The sequence below is a fragment of the Thermochromatium tepidum ATCC 43061 genome (assembly GCF_009664085.1).
Taxonomy (GTDB): Bacteria; Pseudomonadota; Gammaproteobacteria; order Chromatiales; family Chromatiaceae; genus Thermochromatium; species Thermochromatium tepidum.
Genome location: NZ_CP039268.1, coordinates 425603 through 444583 on the forward strand (window position 1 = coordinate 425603; position 18981 = coordinate 444583).

Here is an 18981-nt window from a genome sequence, read left to right on the forward strand (position 1 = left end):
ATGAGCGAGCGCAAGATCGATCTGTCCCTTCTGCCGATCCCCGGCGTGCGTCTTTCGACCATCGGGGCGGGTATCCGCTATCAGGGGCGCGACGATCTGCTCCTGATCGAGCTCGCGCCAGGTGCGACGGCCGCCGCCGTCTTCACCCGCAATGCCTTCTGTGCTGCGCCTGTGACCCTGGCGCGTCATCATCTGCACCAGGCCGCACCGCGTTATCTGCTCGTCAACGCGGGCAACGCCAATGCCGGGACCGGGGCGCGTGGTCTTGCCGATGCCCGGGCCTGCTGTATCGCGCTCGCCGAGGCCGCCGGCTGTCGGCCCGAGGAGGTCTTGCCCTTCTCGACCGGGGTGATCGGTGAGCCGCTGCCGGTCGAGCGGCTGACGCGGGTCCTGCCGGCCTTGCTCGAACGACTGGCGCCCGACGCCTGGCCGGCGGCGGCGCACGCCATCATGACCACAGACACTGTCCCCAAGCTCTACTCGCACACCTTCGAAGTCGCCGGACAGCGGGCGAGCATCACCGGCATCGCCAAGGGCGCGGGCATGATCTGTCCCGACATGGCGACCATGCTCGCCTTCATCGCGACAGATGCCGCCGTGGCGCCCGAGGCGTTACAGGACTGTCTTAGAGCGGCGGCCGACCGCTCGTTCAACGCCATCACCATCGATGGCGATACCTCGACCAACGATGCCTGCGTGCTCATGGCGACCGGGGCGCTCGGCAACCCGCCCATCGTCGCGACGGGCGGTGCCGACTATAGGGCCCTGCAGGCGGCGGTCGAGTCGGTCTGTATCGAACTGGCGACGGCCATCGTGCGCGATGGCGAGGGCGCGACCAAGCTGGTGCGGGTGCGGGTCGAGCGGGCGCGCGATCGCGACGAGGCGCGGCGGGTCGCCTATACCATCGCCCACTCGCCCCTGGTCAAGACCGCGCTCTTTGCCTCGGATCCCAACTGGGGTCGGATCCTGGCCGCCGTAGGGCGAGCCGGTGTCGAACAGCTGGTCATCGAAGAGGTAAACATCTGGTTGGGTGAGGTGCAGATCGTGGCGGCGGGCGGGCGCGCGGCGAATTACACCGAGCAGGCCGGGGCCGCGGTCATGGCCGAGTCCGAGATCCTGATCCGGGTCGCGCTCGGGCGCGGCGAGGTCGCGGCCGAGGTGCTCACCTGTGACCTCTCTTGTGACTATGTGCGCATCAATGCCGAGTATCGGAGCTGATGGGCCCTGGAGTGGGTCGGCTCACTGAGCGACCTATGGCCGAGGCCATCCACGTCATGGTCGGCGTCATCGCCGACTCAGCCGGGCGCATCCTGATCACTAGACGCCCGGACCAGGTGCCTCAGGGCGGCCTCTGGGAGTTTCCAGGTGGCAAACTGGAGTCCGGTGAGTCACCCGAGTCTGGGCTTGCGCGCGAGCTCGATGAGGAACTCGGCATCCAGGTCCATGCCAGCCGCCCGCTGATCCGCGTCCAGCATGACTATGGCGATCGTCGCGTGCTGCTCGATGTACATCGGGTAGACAGGTATGGTGGCGTTCCGCACGGACGCGAGGGCCAACCGCTCACCTGGCTGGTGCCTGAGGCGCTGGACCCGGCCCTCTTTCCCGCCGCCGATCGTCCCATCATCACCGCACTGCGCCTGCCGCCATTGATGCTGATCACGGGTGAGGATCCTGGGCGGGCGGATGCGTTCCTGGCGCGCCTGGGGCGTGCTCTGGAGGCCGGTGTGCGGCTGGTGCAGCTGCGTGCGCATCCGCTTGGCGCACGCGACTATGCGCGCCTGGCGCAGGCAGCCTACGATCTCTGCAATCACAGGGGCGCCAAACTGCTGCTCAATCGCGACCCTGCCGAGGTCAGCGGCGTCCCGCGTCATGGTCTGCACCTAAACAGCCGGGTATTGATGGGGCTCAAGGGGCGTCCAGGCCGATCGGATGAATGGGTCGGTGCCTCTTGTCACGATCCAGAACAACTGGCGCGCGCGGTCACCCTGGGTCTGGATTATGCCCTGCTTTCGCCGGTCAGGCCCACGGCCAGCCATCCCGGGGCCCGTCCACTCGGCTGGGAGACCTTCGCCGCCTGGGTCGATCCCGTGCCCTTGCCGGTCTATGCACTCGGTGGCCTGACGATGGACGACCTGGACGCCGCCTTCCGGCACGGCGCTCAAGGCATCGCCGCCATCCGCGGGCTGTGGCCAGGGTACTAGGCTGGCCGTCTCCCGTTCCATCAGACTTACTCATTCCTGCTCACACAGGAACAAAGCTGACTTCCTGCTTCCCAGAGGCCGGTTTCGTCTTGAGCGTGCGCCCAAGACCAGAGTCCGCCTCTCCACAGGCTGTCACCGAGCAATCAGCGTGTCGCTGAAAGGGCTGGCAGCCGCCAGCCGAACTCTCGGCCACCTTTTTCAGATTGATCGCCGCGTTCGCATCGCGGTCGTGGATACTTCCGCAATCCGGACACGTCCACTCACGCACCGACAGCGGCAAATCGTCGAGCTTGTGCCCACACGCCGAGCACGTCTTGCTGCTCGCAAAGAAACGATCTGCCACCACCACGACGCCGCCGCGCATCGCCGCCTTGTATTCCAGTTGCCGACGGAACTCGAAGAAGCTCATGTCGGCGATGGAGCGCGCCAGATGGCGGTTCTTCACCATGCCACGCACATTCAGATCCTCGATGCCGATGGTGTGGAACCGGCGCGTGAGGTTGGTGGTGAGCTTGTGCAGTGCGTCCGCGCGGATGTTGGCGATCCTGGCGTGCAGCTTTGCCAGTCTGGCCCTGGCCTTCTTGCGGTTGGCCGAACCTTTTTGCTTGCGACTTAGGCTGCGCGAGAGCCTGCGCAATCGGTCCAGCAGCGACTTGTGGGGCTTCGGACCCGGGATGGTCTCTCCCGTCGAGAGCGTTGCGAGTGCCGACACGCCCAGATCGACGCCTGCCGCGCCTTGGTTTTCGGCCTTGGGCAGGTGCGAGGTGTCGGGCGTGTCCACGGTGATGCTGACGAACCAGCGGTCGGCCACACGGGAGACGGTGGCCGACATGAGCTTGCCAGCAAAACGCAACGACTCACGCATCCGCACCCAGCCGAGATGGGGGATGCGAATGCGGCAGCCGTCGATGTCGAACTGGTCGTTGGTGAGCGTGAAGCGGTCGTGCACGCCCTTCTTGCGAAACTGCGGATAGCGGGCACGACCGGCGAAGAAGTTCTGGAACGCCTGACCTAACTGGATGATCGCCATCTGCGGCGCATTCTTCGTGACTTCGAGCATCCAAGGGAACTGCTCGCGCTTGATGGCGTTCAACTGACGGCACAGCGCCATTTGCGAGGGCTTTGGCAATGAAGGATCGGCCTTTGCCGCCTCGTACTGGCGCTTCCACTCGGCCAGTGCCCAGTTGTAGGCAAAGCGGGCGACGCCACACGCGCGGGCCAAGTAGGTCGCCTGTGTGTTGTTGGGATCGAGTGCGATGCGGTGGGCAATCAGCACTGTGCAGCCTCCACAGAGGACACACCCCTAAGAACTCGGCGGCCTCTTGGATGCATGACCATCTTGCGTGACATGCAGATATTATAACATTCGCACAAAAAAGTTCAACTATTAACGAAACTGGTCGAGCCCTGAATCAAGGGCATCGGCCCTTGATTTAGCCTTTCCAGGCTACATCCTGGACCAACAGGCCCCTTGGTGGAGGATTCCATGAAGATCATTGCACTTACCCTAGGTGTGCTGACGTGTGGATCCATGGCGATCCAGGCCGCCGAGCCGGGCACCCCAGCCCCCAGCTGTCGCGTGCCTACACTCTCGGGCCACTCCAGCGTCGATCCGTCCGCCTCCCGCGCCAAGGTGGTCTATCTCGATTTCTGGGCCTCCTGGTGTGGCCCCTGTGCCCAGTCCTTCCCTGTGCTCGACCAACTCCAGTCGGAGCTGGGGGGACAGGGATTCGAGGTCATCGCCATCAATCTAGACGAGGAGCCTCAGGAGGCACTCGGGTTTCTGCAACGACATCCGGTCCACTTCACCATCGGTGCCGACCCCGAGGGGCGCTGTCCGCGCCTCTACGGCGTCAAGGGCATGCCGACCTCGTATCTGATCGATCGCGCGGGGCGCATCCGGGAGGTCCACGAGGGTTTTAAGACCAGCGACACCGCGAAGCGGCGGGCCCAGATCGAATCACTGCTCTCAGAGCCCCGCGCGACACCATGACCACCCAATACCGGTTCGGACCCCTGATGCTCCTGACCACCTGGCTGTGCGGCTGCGCGACCCAGGTCGCGCCCTGGGAGCGCGGACGGCTCGCGCGCCCCGAGATGGCGCTAGAACCCTATCCGCTGGAGGCCAGCCTCCGTCAGCACGTCTTTTTCTCCAAAGAGTCCGTCAGCGGCGGCTATGGTGTGGGAGGAGGCGGGTGTGGCTGTAACTGACCCTCAGCATTCGGTCACGGACGCTGCGGAAGACTGCAACACCCCGCCTCCGGTCCAGAGGGTCGCGGGGACGGAACCCAGGGTCTGTGGCGAGGTACCCAGGACCCACAAGACGCTCAGGGCGCTGAGTAGCGCGGCACTCGCCCTGCCGGGGCTGGCCTCCAGTGTCCAGGCCACCGCTGCGATGGAACGCCAATGGGACCTCGGCTATTTCAACTATGTGGAGGGCGGGGCGCGGATGCGCGTCGAGGGTCTCAAGCAGGGCCTGGTGCTGCCGCTTGGGGAGGCCCTGGAACTCAGGGTAAACGGGGTGCGCGACACCATCTCCGGCGCCTCCCCCATCTACAATGTCCCCGTGATCCGCTGTCGCGATGGCCGGGTCTTCACCGCGCCGGTCATCAGCGTCAGCGGCGCGTCCGGTAACCCCCAATCCGGTGGCCCGCCCCCAGAGCGACCGCCGTTGAACACGGGCGAATGCCGTCTCAGCTCGGCCCAGCAGGTCCTGCTGGAGGACACCTTCCAAGACGTGCGTACCGCCGGCGATTTCAAGCTCGACTACACCCGGGGCGATACCATCCTGGGATTGGGTGCCGGGGTCTCACAGGAGCGGGACTATGATTCGCGTTTCCTGGCACTGGACCTGCGCCGCGCGTTCAACGACAAGCTGACCACCTTGGCACTGGGCTACAGCCTGGCCGCGGATACCTTTTCTCCGCTCAACCGACCTGGTTTCTCGGGGGACAAGGACGCGCATCAGTTCCTCCTAGGACTGACCCAGGTGCTCAGCCGCAACGATCTGCTACAAATCAACCTGACCCTGGGCGATGACCGGGGCTATCTGAGCGATCCCTACAAGAACGTGTATCTGCTGGCGACCAACACGGCGATCGAGGAGTCGCGCCCGGACCGCCGTCGGCAGTGGAATCTGCTTGCGCGCTATAACCATTACTTCGCCGAGCTCAAGGCGGCCTTGCACCTGGACTATCGCTACTCCTGGAGCGATTGGGGCATCGAGGCGCAGACGCTGGAGGCGGCCTGGATCCAGCCCCTGGGTCAGGGCTGGCAGCTGGTCCCGCGGCTGCGCTATTACACCCAGGGCGAGGCGGACTTCTACCGGAGCTATTTTGAGACCCTTCCGTCCTCTGGGGACTACAGCAGCGATTATCGTTTGGCCGGGTTCGGCGCCCTCAGTGGCGGACTCAAGCTGACTCGGCAGCTTAGCGCCCAGGCACGTCTGGATCTGGGGGTCGAGTTCTACGATCGTCAGTCGGACTATGGGCTTCAGGGGCATACCGAGAGCACCTTCGCCGACTATGGCTTCACCCTCTATAGCCTGAGTCTGCACCTCGAGTTCTGAATGCCGGCCTATCATCTGGCATTTAAGGCCATGGGCTCGCCCTGCGAGCTGCACCTCCAGGGGCCGGACGCACCCGAGGTGCAGCGGGTCGCTGCCTCCGTCATCGCGGATATCCAGCGCCTGGAGCGGCGCTATTCGCGCTACCGCGATGACAGTCTCACCAGCGCCATCAATCGCGTCGCCGCGGTCGGCGGACGGTGCGAGGTCGATGCAGAGACGGCCGCGCTGCTCGACTATGCAAATACCTGTTACCGCGAGAGCGATGGGCTGTTCGACATCACCTCGGGGGTGTTGCGACATGCCTGGAGGTTCGAGCCGCCCGGTGTCCCTGAACCCGAGGCGATCACGGCCCTGCTCGATCGGGTCGGTTGGGACAAACTGGTCTGGGAACGCCCGTGCTTGGGCTTTAGTCGTCCGGGGATGGAGATCGATTTCGGTGGCATCGGTAAGGAATATGCCGCCGATCGCGCGGCTGCGCTCTGCTGGGACGCCGGGATCCGGAGCGGCCTGATCAATCTGGGCGGAGACGTCCGGGTGATTGGACCACTCCCCGATGGCAGCCCCTGGCGTATCGGGATCCGGGACCCGGAACGCCCCGAGACCCTGCTCGGGGGCGTGCTCATGACGGGTGGGGCGCTGGCGACCAGTGGTGACTATGAGCGCTTTGTGTGCATCCATGGTCGACGCTACGGCCATCTCCTTGACCCCAGGACCGGCTGGCCGGTTCAGGGCCTGGTCTCGGTCAGCGTCATCGCGGCAAGCTGTGTGGTCGCCGGCAGTCTCAGCACCATCGCCATGCTCAAGGGACGGGACGGGATCGCCTGGCTAAGGTCGCTCGATGTCCCCCATCTTTGGATCGATGCCGAGGGCGAGCGCGGCGGGTCTGGGGTATTCGCCGAGCTCCTCAAGGCCCAGGATTGATCCAAGGCCCTTAAACGGAAGATCAGGTTGATCCGGGGGAGACCCTGGCGCGGCCATTTATTAAGCCGCTTAAAGCCAAGGGCCGGGCCCTGGACCGGCCTTGCCGTTGCCCCAAAAGACCCAGGGAAACGCTGATTCAATCCCTCTCCCCCGCGAGCGCATGGGTATCTACACAAACCCGGCTCTGTTCGGGGGATTTCTCGCGGGGAAGATGAGGTACAAATAAGCGGTATGCGACGAATTTTGGTGACAAGCGTCTTGACGAACGCTATGGGAAGCTGTTGAAGGGGCATATGAACTGTACTGGCCCCTTGGCAGCGGGAGTCAAAGCCTTGCCGGACGGGAAGAAAGCCGCGTCGCACGCCCAGGCGATGGGGCGATTTCTGGCGAATCCACGGGTGACGCCTGAGGGGCTGTCGGTTCCGCTGTTGGCGGCGACACGGGAGGCCGTGACGGCGGATGGCGGTGAGTATGTGTTGGCGGTGGCGGACTGGTCGAGAGTGAACGATGGAGGGCACGCCTCGAAACGGGATCGCCTGCAAATGACCCATGCCACGGATGTGGGCGACGAACTGCAAAGCAGCCTCCTGGTCAGTGCCGAGGATGGCGCGCCCTTGGGGGTGCCGGTGCAGGATCTGGTGACGGCCCAAGGCGTCTGGAGCTCGTGTGCCGACACGATCAGCCCCAAGGTGTCTTCGCCTCTGGACGAATTGAGCGAGCGGATGAGTTGGCTGGAGCAGCAGAAATTCGGCCCCCGGTTGGTACATGTGATTGATCGCGAAGCGGATTCGGTCGGCCATCTGCGCCGCTGGACGCGCGACGGCCAGTTGTGGCTGGTGCGCGCCAAAGGGAACTCGACGGTACGTTACGGCAACGGCTCGATGCGCATCGACGCGGTGGCCAAGCAACTTGGCTATACCCGAGAACGCCAGGTTCTCTGCCAAGGCCGACCGATCCAGCACTGGATTGCCAGTGCGCCGGTAGTTCTGACCCGGCCGGCGAAACCGAAGAAAATCGGCGCTGACGGGCGGCGGCAGCGACCGGTTCCGGGCGAACCGCTGAAGGCCCGGCTGGTGGTCAGTCGCCTGTACGACGAAGCCGGAAAGCCGGTGGCCGAATGGTTCTTGCTCACGTCGGTGCCTGAAACCGTCAGTGCCGCGCGTGTGGCACTGTGGTACGACTTCCGCTGGCAGATCGAATCGTTCTTCAAACTGCTCAAACAGGCAGGCCATCAACTGGAGCAGTGGGAACAGGAGAGCGGGGGAGCCCTATTCAAGCGTCTGCTGATCGCCACCCAGGCCTGTATCCTGGTGTGGCGCCTGGCTGCGCAGCAGACCGAGGAGGCACAAGCCGCCCGGCAGTTTCTCGTGCGCTTGTCCGGCAGGCAGATGAAGGCATCTCGCCTTGTTACCCCCTCCGCCTTGTTGGCTGGCGCTTTCATACTGTTCGCCATCCTCGATTCCCTTGATCACTCTTCCATCCCAGAACTCCGGGCCTTCGCCAACTCGATTCTTCTTGCTAACGGAGGGGATGGATGAAATTGTGTAGATACCTATGCCCAGAGGGGAGAGGGGGAATAAATCAGCGCTTCCCCAGGGAGTGCGTTGGGGCCGGATGAGTAAAAGGCGAGGGGCTGTCAGCGCCCACCGAGACCGGATCGGCTCAGTGCCGAACCTGGGCCACCTCGTCCTCGCGGGGGGCGGGATCTGGGGCGGTGTCGAGCGTCTCGCCGAGGCGATGCCGCTCCTCCAACCAATCCCCCAGATCGATCAGCCGGCAGCGCTCGCTGCAAAACGGGCGCCAGCGCGAGTCTGGCGTCCAGGGGACGGATTTGCCGCAGTGTGGGCATGAGACTGTCTTGACCATGACTTCAGAAGATACAGCAGGTGAGCCGGAATTCGATGTCCTCGGCGTGCGGCGTGGCCCGTCCCTGGGGTTCGGGCTTCATGAAGCGGATGCTGAAGCGGTTCTTGTGGCCACTGATCTCAGGGAAGATCGCCTTATCGGCCTCGAGCGTCACACGCAGCATCTGCGCCGGTGCCAGGGCATCGAGCGCCTCCTGATAGAACCCGCCCTCGGCCGTGACCTGACGCGAGGACGAACTGGATCGCATCAGCGAGAGCGCGAGCCGAATGGCTTCGATGGCTGGATTGAGGTCTTGGAGCCAGTCGTTGAAGCGGCTCTGGCGCTGCTCGATCGGTTGGATCAGCCAATAGTGGAAGTGCGGTAGGTCGAAGCTACAGGTGCCGCCTGGGATGCTGCTGCGCTGGGCGATGGCCTTGAGGAATTCGTCCTCGCGCGCGCGATGACCGATGGGGCCATTGAGTTGCTGGACGCCCTCAGTCACTCGGCGCAGGTCAGCCAGTACCCCGTTGAGCGCCTCCAGGTCGACACCGCGCTGGGTCGAGAGCCGATTGAGATTGCTGGTGAGTCGATCGAGCTCCTTGAGGATCTCGTTTCTGACATCGGCGCGCGTGGTGACGGCAACGATATCCAGGAGCGCCCAGATGGCGCAGCGTGAGGCGCGTGGGTCTTCCTGCTGGACGAAGTGATTCAATAAACGGAACAAGTGTTCCAGTCTTAGGAAGGTGCGGACACGTTCGTTGAGCGGATGTTCGAAGGTAATCAATGTTGACACGGCCTTGTTGTGTATCCGGCGGACACGGCTCGCCCGGCGATCCAGTGACTGTTGAGGCGACTCCATCTCTGCTCGCATTGGGTTTGACCTCGAGGAGCAGCAGAACGGGGCATGGATCCAGCAGTAATGCCGGATTGTAAAATTGTCTCGATTTCGGGGGCGGATGTCATCCACCCCTCAGCCGAGTCGCAGCGCCTGCTTGTAGAAACGCGGCACGGCATCCGGATCGGTCGTCATCAGGATCTGATCGGTCAGCCAGGACGGCACGCGCCCCTGACGCTTCATGGTCTCGAGCTGTTGGCGCAATCCCTCCCAGTAGAAGTCACCGTCCGAACTGTCGAAAAAGATCACAGGTCCGGCCTCGATCACCCCGAGTTTCATGTCGGTGAGCGTCAAGCCGATCTCTTCCAGGGTGCCGACACCCCCGACCAGGAACAGATGGAAGCTCGCGATCTCGAACCAGCGTTGGCGTGCCTGACGGCTACGCGCCTGGAAGGTCTGGTAGAACTCGGCAGTCTCATTGGGTTTTTGGTCGATCGTCTCGATGAAACTCGAGCCGACCAGGAGTCCGAGCCGATGTGCGATGTCCGTGACCTGCTGCATGGCGCCGGGTCCGCCACCGGTGAGGATGCCGATGTCGTTGCCGAAGAGCGCGCGCAGATTGAGGAGCAGACGCTCGACCTGGACCAGGGCGGATTCGGCGAGCGGCTTGATCGAACCATAGATGGCGAAGATCAGACAGGACCGGAAGCGATCGACCGTGTCGGGGGTGGTGAAGTAGCCGCGCAGTCCGCGGAAGACATGACGGACCACATGACCGCGCGCCTCGTTGCACCAAAAGACCTCGAGACCGAGCCCCTCATAGTCGGCCAGGCGACCGTGATCGCGCGCAGAGAGGAAGGGGCCGTGCTCGAACGAGGCACGCCTGAAGATGATCCGTTTGATACACCCGCGCAGCGCCGCTGCACAGATCTGGGTGTGTTCGATCAGGTTGGGGAAGTATCCAAGGAGCAGGGTGATGCCTGCCCCGTCTGGTAAGTCTTTGAGGATCTGGGTCCCGCATTCCAGATCCGCGGTGACGGCTCCAGCAGCAAGCTCTGGACCGCCACGTGGATCGCGTGGCCGCTGTGGTTGGATCCAGATCTGGTCCGGCTCGCCGCCCGCTAGGAGCTGAGCCGGGTCGCGCACCACGGCCACCAGACGATGGGAATAATGATCGCACACCGCGCCACCCTCAAGACGATCGAAGATCGCCCGCAGTGTCCTGAAGCCTGTGGCCTCCTCATCCGGGGCTGCCGGTGTGGCTGGGCGGTCGCCATACCAGTAGCGCGGCCTGGGATCGACACGGATGGCCTCGTGTACCGAGGCGGCCACGCTCGGGTTGATGATGAGCTGGTCGGTGCGGTTGATGAACTCCAGATAGACATTGGTGCCGCGCGTCGAGATCGGATCGAGCACCGTGGCCTGGAGATGGACACCCAAGGCGGCATCGAGATTGCGAAGCACCACGTAATGGCGGTGCAGGAACATCGAACAGGCGGTGACCACGCCGTCCTTGGGCGGCAGCTCGATATGCTCGACCGCGAGGCGTCTCTGCAACCTGTTGAGCAGATCCTTGCCATCGGCCTGGGTGGCGATGGCCGTAACCTGCTCGTTCGTGAGCGGCTTGGGAAAGCAATACACACAAGTCTGAGGGCGTAGGATGAGATACCCCCGACCATCGAGTGAGAATCCGGCCGGCACCTGGAGCGCATTGTCATGGATGAGCTGGTAGATCGTCGCCGAATCGAGCCGATTGTCTTCGGGACAGAACACCAGACGCCCGACCCTCAGACCAGGCACGACGATGCGTTCCAGGTGCTCGCCGATGCCGTAGGAGGCGATGGCCGCCAGGATATGCAATTGCAGGTCGCCATACTCGCCGTTGAGCTCCAGCTCGCCGAGCGGCAGGATATTGATCCCCATCCGCGCAAGACGGCTGCGCGCGGCGAATACCAGATCGCGTTCGCGCCCGCGGATCAGGGCGCGGAAGCTTGGCGTGATGGCAAAGCGCGCACTGACGACGAAGCCCTCGTCGTCGTGCGCGATGAGGCGCGTGATCCAGCCGTCGCCGGTTTCGGGTGTCGCATACATGGTGACTCTCTCGTCGACTGCATCCTTTGTCATGGATGGACACCCAGGGTACCACAGTCGAGGCCATGCTCGGTTTGGCCCTCGGGCGAGGCTGGATGCTACCATGCGCCTCTAAACATTTAAGACGCGCCTGCCCGGCGGGGTGGGTGCGGGCCTTTTCTAAAATTAGGAGAACACACCCATGGCCGGTCATAGTAAGTGGGCCAATATCAAGCATCGCAAGGCCGCGCAGGACAAGAAGCGCGGCAAGATCTGGACCAAGCTGATCCGCGAGGTCACGGTGGCTGCGCGTGAGGGCGGCGCCGATCCTACCGCCAATCCGCGTCTGCGGTTGGCGATAGACAAGGCATTCGCTGCCAACATGCCGCGTGATACCGTCGAGCGGGCCATCAAACGCGGTGCCGGCGGTATGGACGGCGAGAACTATGAGGAGATCCGCTACGAAGGCTATGGCCCGGGCGGCGTGGCCATCATGGTCGATTGCATGACCGACAACCGTAACCGCACGGCGTCTGAGGTGCGTCACGCCTTCACCAAGCGGGGCGGCAACCTGGGCACCGATGGCTCGGTGAGCTATCTGTTCACCAAGCAGGGTATCATCAGCTTCCAACCCGGCGCCGACGAGGAGGCCGTGATGGAGGTCGCCTTGGAAGCTGGTGCCGAGGATGTGGTGGTCAACGATGACGGTTCGCTCGATGTGGTCACCTCACCCGAGGGCTTCGCCGCCGTCAAGGAGGCGCTGACCAAGGCCGGCTTCGATACCGAGGTCGCCGAGATCAGCTACAACGCCTCTACCCAGGTCGAGCTCGACGCCGAGACTGCCGACAAGCTCCTCAAGCTGATCGACGCGCTGGAGGATCTCGACGACGTGCAGGATGTCTATCACAACGCCGATATTTCCGATGAGATCATGGCCGCGCTCGCCATCTGAGAATCGGGTTGGGGCTTGCGGGTGGGGCGGACGATTGATCCCGGTTGCTGCATTGCAACAACGTCTGCTGTAGACTTTGGACGAACTGAAATACAATGGTCTTCATCGAGGTTCTCGAAGACCGAGACCGACCGGCCATGAGAGGATCGAGGCAAATGCATCTGACTTTGCTGAAATGCAAGCTCCATCGCGCGCGTGTGACGCATTCCGAGGTGGATTACGAGGGTTCCTGCGCCATCGATGAGGATCTGCTCGATCTGGCCGGGATTCGCGAATACGAGCAGATCCATATCTACAACGTCACCAACGGCGAGCGCTTCATCACCTATGCCATCCGGGCTGAGGCCGGCTCGCGGGTGATCTCGGTCAATGGCGCGGCGGCCCACAAGGCTGCGCCCGGAGACTGTGTCATCATCTGCGCCTATGCCGTCATGAGTGAAGCCGAGGCCGCCACCTTCAAGCCGAGACTCGTCTATCTCAATGAGCACAACCGCGTCATCCGTACCGGCGACGCTATCCCTGCTCAGGCGGCCTGAGTGCCGCTCAGGCCGAGCGGACGCGCTCCAGTGCCATCCGGTCGGCGATCGCTTCGTGGTAGAGATCGATATAACGACGCGCGCTCGACTCCCAACTGAAGTCCTGTGCCATACCGGTGATGGCCAGGCGGCGCCAGCCTTCGGGGTCGTCGCGATAGATCTGCATCGCCCAGCGGACGGCGCCGAGCAAGGCCCTGGGCGTTGGCTCGTCAAAGACGAAACCGGTCGCCGTCCCCTTCGCCAGATTCTCCGCCGTGGCCGGCACCACGGTGTCCACCAGCCCACCCGTGCGATGTACGATCGGCGGTGTTCCGTATCTTAAGCTGTAGATCTGATTCAGCCCGCAGGGCTCAAAGCGCGAGGGCATCAGGAAGGCGTCACAGCCGGCCTCGATGCGATGGGCGCGGGCCTCGTCATAGCCGATATGGACACCGATCTGACGCGGATTGGCGCCGGCCAGCTCCAGGAGCGCCTGTTCGGAGCGACGCTCGCCCGCGGCCAGGATCATGATCTGCACCCGTGGGTCTTGCAGCAGTTCAGGCAGGATCGCCTGGATCAGATCCACACCCTTTTGTTCGACCAGCCGCCCGATATAGCCGAGCACAAAGGCATCCTCACTGCGCGGCAGGCCCAGTTCGCGCTGGATATCGAGCTTGTTCTCGGTCTTGAGTCCAAAGCGTTCGGCGTCATAGTTTTGGAAGATGAGCGGGTCGGCGGCCGGGTTCCAGACCTGATAGTCGATGCCATTGAGGATGCCGCTGAAGCGGTGGCCGATCTGACGCAGCAGTCCGTCGAGTCCGCAACCGAAGCGCACCGTGCGTACCTCCTCGGCATAGGTGGGGCTGACGGTATTGACGCGCTCTGAGAATACGATGCCGCCCTTGATGAAGGACAGACGCTGATGGAATTCGAGTCCCGCCAGATTCCACAATGCCGACGGTAGTTCCAGCCGGTCGAAGGTGGCGCGGTCGAACAGTCCCTGATAGGCCAGATTATGGATGGTGAAGACGCGCGCCGGCGACCAGGGCGCGTCCTGCAACAGGGTCGGAGCCGGCCCGGTCTGCCAGTCGTTGCCGTGGAAGACGTCTGGGCGCCAGCCGAGCGCCGACAGACCCTGGGCCATCAGCGCCAACACGCGGCAGAACAGCATGAAACGGTCTGGATTGTCGCCCCAGTCGCGCCCGGTCGGATCGCAGTAGGGATTGCCCTCACGCGCGAAATACTCGGGCGCGTCGACCAGATAGACCGGCAGATCGTGATCGGGATGGCGGCCCTCGATGAGCCGGATGGCGCTCCGGTAGCCTTGGAGACGGATCTCACCCAGGGGCTTGGGTTCGCGCAACTGGCGCAGGGCGAGCGGATAGCCCGGAATGACGAGCCGCGCGTCATGGCCGAGCTGGCGTAGCGCCGCCGGCAGACTGGCGGCGACATCGGCCAGTCCGCCGGTCTTGATCAGGGGATGCGCCTCGCTGCTGGCGACGAGGATGCGCAGACATTTCGGCTCGAACGCCGGGAAGTCAAGGGGGCTGAGTGACGACTCCATGCGATGTGTATTTCGTTCTAGGCGCGTTGGCGCGGGCGACCGGAGGTACAGGGAGGAGGCCCATGAAAGACATCACGTTAGCACACTTGATCCGGATCGAGGTAACCGACTGATGATGGATCCCTGCACACTGCTGATCTTTGGGGCCACAGGCAATCTGGCGGCCTACAAGCTCCTACCCGCGCTCTATCATATCGAGGCCGCCGGGCGGCTGTCTGCCGAGAGTCGCGTGCTCGGTTTTGGGCGGCGCGATTGGTCCGACGAAGACTGGCGAGCACAGGTGACCGAGATCCTGAATGCACGTCTAGCTGGACGGATCGAGGCCGAGGTATTGCGCCGCCTGCTTGGGCGGATGCACTTCGTCAAGGGCGATCTGGAGCGTCCCGAAGATTTCGCGTCGCTGGCCGCGCGCCTGCGGGGCGAGGAGGGCTTTCCGGTCAATCGTCTCATCTATCTCGCCGTGGCGCCGCACCATTATGCGACCATCGTCGAGTCCCTGGCCGCCCAGGACCTGCATCTGGAACAGGAGGGCTGGTCGCGACTGGTGGTCGAGAAGCCGTTCGGCTTCGATCTGGAGAGCGCCAGGATCCTGGATCGCCAGCTGCGTCGGTACTTCGACGAGGAGCAGCTCTATCGGATCGATCATTATTTGGGCAAGAGCACGGTCCAGAACATCCTGGTGTTCCGCTTCGCCAATCTGATGCTCGAACCCTTGTGGAACCGTAATTACATCGACCATGTGCAGATTACCCATGCCGAGTCGCGTGGGATCGAGGAACGGGCCGGGTTCTACGATGGGGTCGGAGCCCTGCGCGACATGATCCAGAGCCATCTGTTGCAGATGTTGGCGCTGGTGGCCATGGAGCCGCCGCCAAGCCTGGACGCCGAGGCCTTGCGTGATGAGAAGGTCAAGGTGTTGCGCTCGATTCGGCCCATTGCGCGCGAGGCCGTGCATGCCCAGGCGTTTCGCGCCCAGTATGGGCCGGGACGTCTAGGCGAGCGCAAGCTCGCCGGCTATCTCGAGGAGTCTGGGGTCGGACACAACAGCACCACCGAGACCTATGCCGCGCTCAAGCTCTATATCGACAACTGGCGCTGGCGTAACGTGCCCTTCTATCTGCGTACCGGCAAGCGGCTGGCTCACACCAATTCGCTGATTGCGATTCGCTTCAAGCATCCGCCGCAGCGGTTGTTCCAGTCGACGGCGATCGAACGGCTCGAACCCAATTGGTTGCTGCTCAACATCCAGCCCAACGAGTGCATACGCATTGAGATTCAGGTCAAGCAGCCGGGTCTGGAGATGCGTACCCAGACCGAGCGCATGGACGCCAGCAGTTGCGTCCTGCCGCCTGAACACATCGATGCCTATGAGGCCTTGATCCTCGACGTCATCGAGGGCGACCACACCCATTTCCTGCGCTACGACGAGGTCGAATGGGCCTGGCGGGTGGTCGATCCGGTGCTCAAGCTGTGGGCGACCGAGCGCGACTTCATCCATACCTACCCGGCCGGCTCCTGGGGGCCGGCCGAGGCCAACCGGCTGTTCGATCGCGAGGATCAGGATTGGCGCAATGGGCTATAGCGGATCTGATCCTCGTGCACCGACACAGACAAGCGCAGGCTTAGGATGTCTCGGTTATTCATCGAATATGATCGATGATCTTAATCAAAATTATCATTTTGAATCGATGGGCATTGGCGCTTTAGATAGGCTGACTGCAACAGTCCTTCTTGGTGCCAAACCATGCGAATATTCAATGAGATCCGCTTCGACAACCTCAGGGGCGACCTCTTCGGCGGTGTGACGGCCGCCGTGGTTGCGCTGCCCATGGCCCTGGCCTTCGGTGTCGCCTCTGGGGCTGGGCCCGCCGCCGGACTCTATGGCGCGGTGCTGGTCGGGCTCTTCGCCGCGCTCTTCGGCAGTACCCCCACGCTCATCTCCGAGCCGACCGGCCCCATGACCGTGGTCATGACCGCCGTCATCGCCAATCTGATCGCGGTCAACCCCGAGCAGGGGCTGGCGATGGCCTTCACCGTGGTCATGATGGCGGGCGTCTTCCAGATCATCCTGGGCCTGCTCAAGTTCGGTAAGTACGTGACCCTCATGCCCTATACGGTGGTCTCGGGCTTCATGACCGGCATTGGGGTCATTCTGATCATCCTCCAGCTCGGTCCCTTCCTCGGCCAGCCCACCCCGCCGGGAGGGGTGGTGGGGACCCTGCGCGCCCTGCCCGAACTCTTTGCCCAGATCAAGCCGGCCGAGACCGGACTGGCGCTCATGACCTTGGCGCTCATCCTGTTGTACCCCAAACGGCTCAAGACCTATCTCCCACCACAGTTGTTGGCCCTGGTGCTCGGGACCCTGATCTCGCTCGTTGTGATCGACGGCAGTGACCTGCGCCGTATCGGCGCGATCCCAACTGGACTGCCGAGCCTCCAGATGCCCGTCTTCAGCGCCGAGCACTGGCGATTGATGCTGGTCGATGCCCTGGTCCTGGCCGTGCTTGGTTGTATCGATGCCCTGCTGACCTCGGTGATCGCCGAGAGCCTCACGCGCAAGGAGTATGACCCCAACAAGGAACTGATCGGGCAGGGTCTGGGCAATCTGGCCTCAGGACTCTGCGGTGGCATCGCCGGTGCCGGTGCGACCATGGGCACCGTGGTCAATATCCAGACCGGGGCGCGCAGCGCGCTCTCCGGCATCACGCGCGCCCTGATCCTGCTGGTCGTGGTGCTCTGGGCCGCCGGTCTGACCTCCCAGATCCCGCTCGCGGTGCTGGCCGGTATCGCCTTCAAGGTGGGGCTGGACATCATCGACTGGTCGTTCCTCAAGCGGGCCCATCGCGTCTCGCCGCGTGCGACCCTGATCATGTATGGCGTGATCGCACTCACGGTGTTCGTCGATCTGATCTGGGCGGTGGCGGTCGGGGTCTTCGTCGCCAACGTCCTGACCATCGATCGGCTAAGCCGGCTCCAGAGCCGTTCGGTGCGCGCGATCCAGCACCCGGGCGAACACGAGAACCTGACGCTCGACGCCCAGGCGGTGCTGGAGCGCGCCAATGGCCGCATCCTACTCTTGACGCTTGGCGGTCCGCTCATCTTCGGTCTGGCCAAGGCGATCGCGCGTCAGCATGCGATCCTGGAGGACCACGAGGTGCTGGTCATGGACTTCACCGCGGTCCCCTTGCTTGGGGTGTCGTCCTCCTTGGCGCTGGAAAAGATGATCCTGGAGGATCTCGCCGCTGGACGACAGGTGGTGATTGCTGTCAAGGATGGCGAGGTTCGGCAGCGGCTCGACCGGCTGGGGATCATGGCGCGGCTGCCGGCCGATCAGGTGGTCGCGACCACCGAGGCCGCGCTGGCGCGGGCCGAGACCTTGCTGGCAGCGAGTCCGCGTCTGGATCCCTTGACCAAGCCGGAGGCGGCCTTGGCCTAAGGGCGGCAGGCGGCGGAGACATCGACCAGATTCGATGCGGATTGCGGACGATCGCAATTTCCGATATTTGCACTCAGAAACTACGCTTGAGACTCGACAGCAGAAGCCGTCCGGCTTTCCCGCTGATTCAAATCCGATCGAGAGAGGTGTTCCGATGTCAACCGTCGCCATCGTCCAGAACGCATCGACAGTCGTCATTCATGCCGTTCAGTTCCATGATGAGGCGCATCTCCAGCCGGCCGAGTGCAGGATGCTCAGTCGGCTTGAATCCTGTCTGCATCGTGGCTGCATCATCTCCATCGAACATACCGAGCAGATCCAGCCCAGATACACCACCTGGAAGCTCTGGGAGCCGCCGAGCTGTTACGACGGCGACATGGACGCCGTGCATGGCGCGATCGCGCGCTGCCGTCAGGCCCATTGCGACCATCACATCCGCCTGAACATCGAGGATCTGAGCTATCGCAGCCGGCTCGCGCTCATGGTCCATCGCCCGCATTGAAGCGGTTGCGGCCTGTTGTGTGTCATAGCCCCATGACAGCGACGTTCGTACCGGCACTGGTGATCCAGGCCGATCACTGTGTGGAACAGCCGACGGTCACTATCCTACCGGTGACAGGAACCCGTCTGAGGAACACGAAGCCTGGTTTAAAGCGAACGGCGACCGGACCGGACCAGCGCAAAGGGCAGCGCAACAAGCCGTTGTCCGAGGCACGACAGCGATTTAACCAGGGCATTGCCAAGACGCGCCCCCGTTTAGAACAGGCGTTTGTCTCGATTGTGCCGATGGGCGGCAGATGATTCGCGCCATCGGTCGGGCGCGCGCCAACTTTGCCATGACATGGGTGGCAAGTAAACAACCCTCGACTGAAGTCGAAGGCTTTATTGTGAGACGCAGCAAACATGGTTGACCACATCCCCAACATTGGGCGTGTTTACAGCCGCCCTTGGTAGCGGGGCTCCGCTGCCAATCCGGGCCAGGTTTCGACTGGCGTTGCAGTCGGCGTGCGCCCGGAGACCACACTGTATTATACACCACATGGTGCGCTTCGCGCACCCGCCATTCCTCCCGCG

Annotated in this window: 17 protein-coding genes and 1 pseudogene; 13 read left to right on the forward strand and 5 right to left on the reverse strand. The window is 63.3% G+C overall.

Annotation, left to right across the window (positions count from 1 at the left end):
• Both argJ and E6P07_RS02030 read left to right on the forward strand, forming a co-directional pair.
• The gene (argJ, locus tag E6P07_RS02025) at positions 1 to 1218 is read left to right on the forward strand and encodes a bifunctional glutamate N-acetyltransferase/amino-acid acetyltransferase ArgJ (RefSeq protein ID WP_153974064.1); all 1218 of its coding nucleotides are present in this window, start codon (positions 1 to 3) and stop codon (positions 1216 to 1218) included.
• A 35-nt stretch (positions 1219 to 1253) separates the two neighbouring features.
• The gene (locus tag E6P07_RS02030; RefSeq protein WP_153974065.1) at positions 1254 to 2201 is read left to right on the forward strand and encodes a Nudix family hydrolase; all 948 of its coding nucleotides are present in this window, start codon (positions 1254 to 1256) and stop codon (positions 2199 to 2201) included.
• 40 nt (positions 2202 to 2241) lie between these two features.
• Here E6P07_RS02030 and E6P07_RS02035 read toward each other — a convergent pair whose 3' ends face one another.
• Positions 2242 to 3477, reverse strand: coding sequence for an RNA-guided endonuclease InsQ/TnpB family protein (locus E6P07_RS02035; RefSeq protein ID WP_153974066.1), 1236 nt, complete (start codon positions 3475 to 3477; stop codon positions 2242 to 2244).
• A 210-nt stretch (positions 3478 to 3687) separates the two neighbouring features.
• Between E6P07_RS02035 and E6P07_RS02040 the strand changes: the two genes are divergently transcribed.
• The 5 genes from E6P07_RS02040 to E6P07_RS02060 all read left to right on the forward strand — a co-directional run bounded on the left by E6P07_RS02040 (position 3688) and on the right by E6P07_RS02060 (position 8228).
• A complete protein-coding gene (locus E6P07_RS02040; protein WP_153974067.1) occupies positions 3688 to 4194 on the forward strand; it encodes a TlpA disulfide reductase family protein in 507 nt (168 codons plus the stop codon).
• Positions 4191 to 4412 (forward strand): DUF4266 domain-containing protein, encoded by a 222-nt coding sequence (locus E6P07_RS02045; RefSeq protein WP_153974068.1) that lies wholly within the window; start codon positions 4191 to 4193, stop codon positions 4410 to 4412. Before E6P07_RS02040 ends, E6P07_RS02045 begins: the two co-directional genes overlap by 4 nt.
• A complete protein-coding gene (locus E6P07_RS02050) occupies positions 4399 to 5769 on the forward strand; it encodes a DUF3570 domain-containing protein (RefSeq protein ID WP_162008587.1) in 1371 nt (456 codons plus the stop codon). Before E6P07_RS02045 ends, E6P07_RS02050 begins: the two co-directional genes overlap by 14 nt.
• On the forward strand, positions 5770 to 6690 hold the full coding sequence (locus tag E6P07_RS02055) for an FAD:protein FMN transferase (RefSeq protein ID WP_153974070.1): 921 nt from the start codon (positions 5770 to 5772) through the stop codon (positions 6688 to 6690).
• A 293-nt stretch (positions 6691 to 6983) separates the two neighbouring features.
• Entirely contained in the window at positions 6984 to 8228 is a 1245-nt protein-coding gene (locus E6P07_RS02060) for a transposase (RefSeq protein WP_153974071.1), read from the forward strand.
• Between the two features lie 124 nt (positions 8229 to 8352).
• On the opposite strand, the gene E6P07_RS02065 is transcribed toward E6P07_RS02060, so the two are convergent.
• The 3 genes from E6P07_RS02065 to E6P07_RS02075 all read right to left on the reverse strand — a co-directional run bounded on the left by E6P07_RS02065 (position 8353) and on the right by E6P07_RS02075 (position 11461).
• Positions 8353 to 8556, reverse strand: coding sequence for a DNA gyrase inhibitor YacG (locus tag E6P07_RS02065; RefSeq protein WP_153974072.1), 204 nt, complete (start codon positions 8554 to 8556; stop codon positions 8353 to 8355).
• A 4-nt stretch (positions 8557 to 8560) separates the two neighbouring features.
• Positions 8561 to 9328, reverse strand: coding sequence for a cell division protein ZapD (zapD, locus tag E6P07_RS02070; RefSeq protein WP_170286779.1), 768 nt, complete (start codon positions 9326 to 9328; stop codon positions 8561 to 8563).
• A 177-nt stretch (positions 9329 to 9505) separates the two neighbouring features.
• Positions 9506 to 11461, reverse strand: a complete 1956-nt coding sequence (locus tag E6P07_RS02075) for an LOG family protein (RefSeq protein ID WP_153974073.1) — start codon at positions 11459 to 11461, stop codon at positions 9506 to 9508.
• Positions 11462 to 11642: 181 nt separating this feature from the next.
• On the opposite strand from E6P07_RS02075, the gene E6P07_RS02080 reads away from it, so the two are divergent.
• The gene (locus E6P07_RS02080; protein WP_153974074.1) at positions 11643 to 12392 is read left to right on the forward strand and encodes a YebC/PmpR family DNA-binding transcriptional regulator; all 750 of its coding nucleotides are present in this window, start codon (positions 11643 to 11645) and stop codon (positions 12390 to 12392) included.
• Between the two features lie 155 nt (positions 12393 to 12547).
• A complete protein-coding gene (gene panD, locus E6P07_RS02085) occupies positions 12548 to 12928 on the forward strand; it encodes an aspartate 1-decarboxylase (protein WP_153974075.1) in 381 nt (126 codons plus the stop codon).
• Between the two features lie 7 nt (positions 12929 to 12935).
• Here panD and glgA read toward each other — a convergent pair whose 3' ends face one another.
• Positions 12936 to 14471, reverse strand: coding sequence for a glycogen synthase GlgA (gene glgA, locus E6P07_RS02090; protein ID WP_153974076.1), 1536 nt, complete (start codon positions 14469 to 14471; stop codon positions 12936 to 12938).
• A 112-nt stretch (positions 14472 to 14583) separates the two neighbouring features.
• Here glgA and zwf point away from each other — a divergent pair, with 112 nt between their 5' ends.
• From zwf to E6P07_RS13810, 4 genes and pseudogenes are all read left to right on the forward strand, one after another.
• A complete protein-coding gene (gene zwf / locus E6P07_RS02095) occupies positions 14584 to 16053 on the forward strand; it encodes a glucose-6-phosphate dehydrogenase (protein ID WP_153974077.1) in 1470 nt (489 codons plus the stop codon).
• 162 nt (positions 16054 to 16215) lie between these two features.
• A complete protein-coding gene (locus tag E6P07_RS02100; RefSeq protein ID WP_153974078.1) occupies positions 16216 to 17907 on the forward strand; it encodes a SulP family inorganic anion transporter in 1692 nt (563 codons plus the stop codon).
• A 154-nt stretch (positions 17908 to 18061) separates the two neighbouring features.
• Complete coding sequence (locus E6P07_RS02105; RefSeq protein WP_153974079.1) at positions 18062 to 18409, forward strand: ribulose bisphosphate carboxylase small subunit; 348 nt, start codon at positions 18062 to 18064, stop codon at positions 18407 to 18409.
• A gap of 121 nt (positions 18410 to 18530) precedes the next feature.
• A pseudogene (locus E6P07_RS13810) lies at positions 18531 to 18818 on the forward strand (hypothetical protein); the annotation flags it as partial.
• Positions 18819 to 18981: the final 163 nt, after the last annotated feature.

Excerpts from the sequence above, each read along its gene's own strand:
- zwf (WP_153974077.1), top strand. The coding sequence starts at position 14,584 with ATGATGGATCCCTGCACACTGCTGATCTTTGGGGCCACAGGCAATCTG.
- E6P07_RS02040 (WP_153974067.1), top strand. The coding sequence starts at position 3,688 with ATGAAGATCATTGCACTTACCCTAGGTGTGCTGACGTGTGGATCCATG.
- E6P07_RS02105 (WP_153974079.1), top strand. The coding sequence starts at position 18,062 with ATGTCAACCGTCGCCATCGTCCAGAACGCATCGACAGTCGTCATTCAT.
- E6P07_RS02055 (WP_153974070.1), top strand. The coding sequence starts at position 5,770 with ATGCCGGCCTATCATCTGGCATTTAAGGCCATGGGCTCGCCCTGCGAG.
- E6P07_RS02100 (WP_153974078.1), top strand. The coding sequence starts at position 16,216 with ATGCGAATATTCAATGAGATCCGCTTCGACAACCTCAGGGGCGACCTC.
- E6P07_RS02075 (WP_153974073.1), bottom strand. The coding sequence starts at position 11,461 with ATGTATGCGACACCCGAAACCGGCGACGGCTGGATCACGCGCCTCATC.
- E6P07_RS02060 (WP_153974071.1), top strand. The coding sequence starts at position 6,984 with ATGAACTGTACTGGCCCCTTGGCAGCGGGAGTCAAAGCCTTGCCGGAC.
- E6P07_RS02080 (WP_153974074.1), top strand. The coding sequence starts at position 11,643 with ATGGCCGGTCATAGTAAGTGGGCCAATATCAAGCATCGCAAGGCCGCG.
- glgA (WP_153974076.1), bottom strand. The coding sequence starts at position 14,471 with ATGGAGTCGTCACTCAGCCCCCTTGACTTCCCGGCGTTCGAGCCGAAA.
- E6P07_RS02030 (WP_153974065.1), top strand. The coding sequence starts at position 1,254 with ATGGCCGAGGCCATCCACGTCATGGTCGGCGTCATCGCCGACTCAGCC.
- panD (WP_153974075.1), top strand. The coding sequence starts at position 12,548 with ATGCATCTGACTTTGCTGAAATGCAAGCTCCATCGCGCGCGTGTGACG.
- E6P07_RS02065 (WP_153974072.1), bottom strand. The coding sequence starts at position 8,556 with ATGGTCAAGACAGTCTCATGCCCACACTGCGGCAAATCCGTCCCCTGG.
- E6P07_RS02045 (WP_153974068.1), top strand. The coding sequence starts at position 4,191 with ATGACCACCCAATACCGGTTCGGACCCCTGATGCTCCTGACCACCTGG.
- argJ (WP_153974064.1), top strand. The coding sequence starts at position 1 with ATGAGCGAGCGCAAGATCGATCTGTCCCTTCTGCCGATCCCCGGCGTG.